The following is a 4,850-nucleotide window of genomic DNA, read 5'->3' as shown; positions in this document are numbered from 1 at the left end:
GTACGGGGCCGAGGGTCCGGCAGGGGCCGGGGGCGTGACCGCCGGCCGGGCCCGGCTCTACGCCAGCTTCCAGAGCTGGCCGCCGCCCATGCCCCGGTCGCAGTTCCACGCGGCCAGCTGGGCGCCCTGCGAGTCGGCGGTCAGGCAGCCGCCGTTGGGGTAGCCGTTCTGCATGTTGTAGACGCCGCGGACGCGGTACCAGCCGTTGCCGTAGTCCTCGAAGCGCCAGAGCTGGTTGGTGCCGCCGTTGTCCTGCACCAGGTGGGTGTGCCAGTCGTTGGGGATGACGTCCATCAGCATCCTGCCGCGGAAGTCGGTCTCGATCTGCCAGTTGCCGTTGCCCTTGTCCCACAGCACCCACTTCTGGGCCTCGGAGCCGTTCGGCCCGTACGCCCAGATCTTGTTCCCGGCGAAGGTCTTGCCGTCCGCGAGGTCGGCCGCGAGGCCGTTGTCGGAGATCAGCGAGACCACCTTGCCGTGGGCGGGCTTTCCGGCCGACCCGCGGTTGCGGGCGTCCGCCGCGTCGTGGGCGGACTTCTGGAGGGTGGTGGGGAACCAGTAGGTGTACTTGTCGCTGGTGCTGCCCGCCGTGCCGGTGGAGTGGGTGAACCCGTAGTGCCGCCAGTTCTGGTAGCCGTAGTTGCCGTTGTTGCTCCACACCTGGCCGTCGGCGTCGAAGACGTACACGTCGTACAGGGCCTTCTCCTCGGAGCCCTCGTACTGGACGGTGCCGAAGCAGCTGGACTTCTGGAGGACGTTCTCCGCGAAGCCCTTGCCCGAGCGGACGATGCTGATGTTGTACTCGCCCTTGGTGAGGTACTCCAGCTTCTTCTCCAGGCTTTCGATGAACCCGGCCTGGTTCTCGCGGAGTTGGGCGGCCTTGTTGGCCTCGTCGATGAGCGACTTGATGAACTGGGCGCCCGAGAAGACGCCGCCGAGCAGCGAGCCGGCCTCGGAGCCCCAGCCCCCTTCCCCGCTCCTGGGCGTGATGGTGCCCGCCCGCGCGATGGGCGTGCTGATCCCGCCGACGAACTGGCGGCACTCCACCCCGGTGGTGATGTCGGCGGACGCCGTGGCCGGGGTGACGAGGGTGAGTCCGGCGGCGGCCGTGACGGCGGCGGCCACGGTTCCGAGGACCTTGCGAAGCATCATGGGGTTGTCTCTCCGGGAGTCGTCTGCCGGGCGCCGTCCGGCGGCCCGTGTCGGTGACGGGCACGACTGTGGTGCGCGGTGGCAGACGGGTGATGGACGGCGCGGCGGGCGGGTGGCCGGGGCGCCGCCGCGCGGAGGTCCGTCCGCGTTGATCGATCGTCTACCGCCGGGTGCGTGGACGGTGGCCCCGTACCGCGGACGGGCGGTACGGGGCCACGACATCGGCCGGACAGCGCGTCAGCTACGGGCGGCGGTGTCCAGGGCGCGGGCGTCGGCGGCGATCAGCGCGGCCCGGTCGGCGGCGACACTGCGGCCGGACTGGTTCTCGGCCCACTGGGCGAGGGGCTGGTACTGGCCCTGGCCGAGCATCACGGTCAGGGTGGCCACCGCGTTGCGGTCGGCGCCGGAGGTGAGCACCAGGGCGGCCAGGCCGGTGGGGGTGGCGGCGAGGGTGAACTCGGCGGTGGTCTCGGCGCGGCCGCCGGCGCCGGTGGCCTCGGCGCGCAGGGTGTGCTTGCCGAGGGCGAGGGCGGTGGTGTCCAGGGCGGTGCCGGGCGCCAGCTCCTTGCCGTCCAGGGTGAGGCGGACGGTGTCGGCGCCGCTCGCCTGGACGGCGGCCACCGGGCGCTGGGCGCGGTCGAGGGTGGTGCCGGCGGCCGGGGAGGTGATCGCGACGGTGGGCGCGGCGGGCTGGACGGGGGCGCCGCCCTGGCTCTGGGCGCTGTTCCAGCCGGCCAGTTCGGCCGGGCGGTTGGTGATGACGCCGTCGACGCCGGCGGCCTCCAGGGCCTTCCAGCGGGTGGCGGAGTCGACCGTCCAGACGTTGACGGCGACGCCGGCGGCGTGCAGGTCCTTCACCACGTTCGGGCGCGCGGACAGGCCGCCGTCGGAGGGGTTGTAGGCGGAGAGGCCGAGTTCCCTGGAGATGGCGACGGGGTCGGCGTCGAGGTCGCCGCGCAGCAGGCCGAGGGGCAGTTCGGGGGCCAGTTCGCGGGTGTGGCGCAGGGCGTCGACCTCGAAGCTCTGGACGAAGACCCGGCCGGTCATCTTGTGGTCGCGCACCTCCTTGACGATCCGGGCGACCTCGTCGCGGCTGTGCTTGCCCTTGATCTCCAGCAGCAGGTTGCCGCCGCGGGTGCGCAGGTCCTCCAGCTGGGCGGCGAGGGTGGGGACGCGGGTGCCGGCGTAGACCGGGCCGAACCAGGAGCCGGCGTCGAGGGCGTCGATCTGGGCGGCGGTCAGGTCGCGGATGCGGCCCTTGCCGTTGGTGGTGCGGTCGACGGTGTCGTCGTGCAGGACGTAGGGGACGCCGTCCTTGCTGGGCTGGACGTCGTTCTCGATCCACTCGGCGCCGCCGCGGCGGGCGACCTCGTCGGAGACCAGGGTGTTCTCGGGGGCGGCGGAGGAGGCGCCGCGGTGGGCGAAGACGGTCAGCGGGGAGCCGGCCGGGCGCAGCCAGCCGCCGGGGGCGAGGGCGGTGACCTTGAGGTCGGCGAAGGAGACCTTGGCGCCGTTGACGACGAGCGCCTGGCCGCCGTCGGCGGTGCGGGCGACCTGGGTGGTGCGCATGACCTCCTTGCCGTCGAGGATCCAGCGGGCGGTGGTGCCGTGGACCTCGGCGGCGATGCGCACGTCGCGGCCGGTGCCGGCGGCGGTGGGGGCGGCGGCGGTGTTGGTGACGTTCCAGGCGTTGGCGGTGGTGCGCTGGGCGAATTCGAGGCCGTTGGCGGCGGTGGTGCCGGTGCGCATGGTGGCGATGGACCAGGGGGTGGCGCCGTCGGCGGGGACGTCGAGGCCGAGCGCGGTCCAGCGGGCGGCGTCCTGGGCGGTCTCGAAGCGGGCGGTGGCCTCGATGCGGAAGTCGTCGAGGTGGCGGCCGAAGGTGACGCGGCTCTGCTGGCCGGAGTTGGCGGAGGTGCCGACGAGGCGGCCGTTCTCGACCTTCCAGTCGCCTTCGACGGCGGTGAAGCCGGCGGGCAGGGCGGTGCCGGTGAAGTGCTCGTCGAGGACGACCTCGCCGGGGGCCGGGGTGGCGGGTGCGGCGGTGGCGGGTGCGGGTTCGGCGGACACGGCGCTCGGGGTGTTCAGGGCGAGGGCGGTGAGGGTGAGGGTGGCGGCGAGGGCGGCGGCGAGCAGGCCGGTGCGGCGGCCCGCGCGGGGGCGGTGACTCTGTGTCATGCGCGGCAGGCTAGGGAGGGTTGCCGAACCGGACGCCACCAGTCCGGGAACCGTTCGTGACCATTGCGCGTGCGGTTCGCGACGGTGGCGTGTTCCTTGCGCTGGTTGGCCGGTTCGTTTCCGTACGGGTGCGGGTGGCGGGCCCGGCGGACGGGCGGCGCGGGGTGGGTGGTGCGGCTCCTTGGTCGCCCTGCGCGACGGCCCCGGGGTGTGCGGCCGGGTGAGGGGTGGTCAGTAGCGCAGGGCGGCGGCGATGCGGCCGGTGTCGGCGAGGGTGTCGTCGGGGACGAAGACGACCTGGCCGCCGGTCTCCAGGGTGTGTTCGATGACCTCGTCGACGATGTCCTCGCGGGCGCCGTCCCGGCCGGCCTCGGCGGGCACGAGGTGCTCGCCGTCGTCGCGGACGGTGGCGCGGAAGTTCTCCTCGACCACCAGGCGGTCGATGCGGCCCTCGCCGACGCTCTGCCAGACCTCGTCGAGGCCGGCGGCGAACTGCTGGGCGCCGCGGGCCTTGTCGAGCCGTTGCAGGCCCTCGGCGACCTCGCGTTCGGCCCGGGCGCGCACGGCGGGCTCGACCACCTTGCGGACGGTCTCGGCGTCGGCCTGGGCCAGGCCGCCGTGCGGCAGCTGGGCGGCGGACTCCTTGGCGATCGGGCCGACGGCGTCCAGCAGGGCGAGGGCGGCGGCCTCGCCGACCACGTAGAGCGGGCGGGGGGCGGCGGCCAGCAGCTTGCCGACCTCGGTGTCGGCCTGGCGCAGGAAGGTCTTGGTGGCCTCGTCGCGGAAGGTGCTGGGCGTGTCGCCGATCTGCTCCTGGCGTTCGGGGTCGGGGTTGTCGAAGACGCGTACCAGCGGGAAGCCGTGGGCCTTGTCCTCGGTGACCCGCTCCTGGGTGCCGCCCCACAGCACCACCTTGTCGGCGGCGACGGCGAGGACCCAGTGCGGGCGCTCGGCGGCGTGGGCGGCGACCAGGTTGCGGGTCAGGAAGGTGTCGGAGAGGACCACCCGGGCGGGGGCGGTGCGCCCGAGTGACCAGACCTGGTGCTCGCCGGGGGCGGCGAAGATCGCCAGGCCGTCCTCGGCGTGGACGAGGTCGACCTCGGTGAGGGCCCGGTCGAGCTGTTCCAGCACGTCGATGCGGTCGGCGCGGGAGACCTTGGGGTCGGCCTGGAGCCGTTCCTTCGCCTCGGCGACCAGGTTGCGCAGCCGGACCGGGTCCTGGGTGTTGTCCGGTTCCCGCCGGTGGGTCGGCATCAGGATCGACACCGCCGGATAGGGCCGCGGGCGGCGCAGTTCGGCGAGGACGGCGGGGCTGAGGTCGGGGCGCATGGAGACCCTTTCCGAAGGCGGTCGGCCTTCTTTCGTGGACGCGCGGGGCCTGGCACTGCTGGCGAATGTCGCAAATGTACCTATTTGCGGCTTCAGCGGCGCGCGCGAGCACGAGGGAGCGGGTCGGACACGGGGACCGAGGGGCGAGGCGGGGGTCCGGGGCGAGGCGGGGCGACGGCCCCGCCCCGGGG

Annotated in this window: 3 protein-coding genes; all 3 read right to left on the bottom strand. The window is 73.9% G+C overall.

Annotation, left to right across the window (positions count from 1 at the left end; all coding sequences use genetic code 11):
- Window positions 1–57 precede the first annotated feature (57 nt).
- The 3 genes from ACFRMQ_RS38180 to ACFRMQ_RS38170 all read right to left on the bottom strand — a co-directional run bounded on the left by ACFRMQ_RS38180 (window position 58) and on the right by ACFRMQ_RS38170 (window position 4,659).
- The gene (locus tag ACFRMQ_RS38180; protein ID WP_380735476.1) at window positions 58–1,152 is read right to left on the bottom strand and encodes an RICIN domain-containing protein; all 1,095 of its coding nucleotides are present in this window, start codon (window positions 1,150–1,152) and stop codon (window positions 58–60) included.
- Between the two features lie 237 nt (window positions 1,153–1,389).
- Entirely contained in the window at window positions 1,390–3,330 is a 1,941-nt protein-coding gene (locus ACFRMQ_RS38175; protein WP_380735474.1) for a glycerophosphodiester phosphodiesterase family protein, read from the bottom strand.
- Between the two features lie 231 nt (window positions 3,331–3,561).
- A complete protein-coding gene (locus ACFRMQ_RS38170) occupies window positions 3,562–4,659 on the bottom strand; it encodes a chemotaxis protein (RefSeq protein ID WP_380735473.1) in 1,098 nt (365 codons plus the stop codon).
- Window positions 4,660–4,850 lie beyond the last annotated feature (191 nt).

Origin of the sequence: Kitasatospora sp. NPDC056783 (genome assembly GCF_042789895.1) — a bacterium.
In the GTDB taxonomy this organism is placed as follows: Bacteria; Actinomycetota; Actinomycetes; order Streptomycetales; family Streptomycetaceae; genus Kitasatospora.
This window is presented reverse-complemented; position numbering and strand designations above follow the sequence as displayed.

Excerpts from the sequence above, each read along its gene's own strand:
- ACFRMQ_RS38180 (WP_380735476.1), bottom strand. The coding sequence starts at position 1,152 with ATGATGCTTCGCAAGGTCCTCGGAACCGTGGCCGCCGCCGTCACGGCC.
- ACFRMQ_RS38175 (WP_380735474.1), bottom strand. The coding sequence starts at position 3,330 with ATGACACAGAGTCACCGCCCCCGCGCGGGCCGCCGCACCGGCCTGCTC.
- ACFRMQ_RS38170 (WP_380735473.1), bottom strand. The coding sequence starts at position 4,659 with ATGCGCCCCGACCTCAGCCCCGCCGTCCTCGCCGAACTGCGCCGCCCG.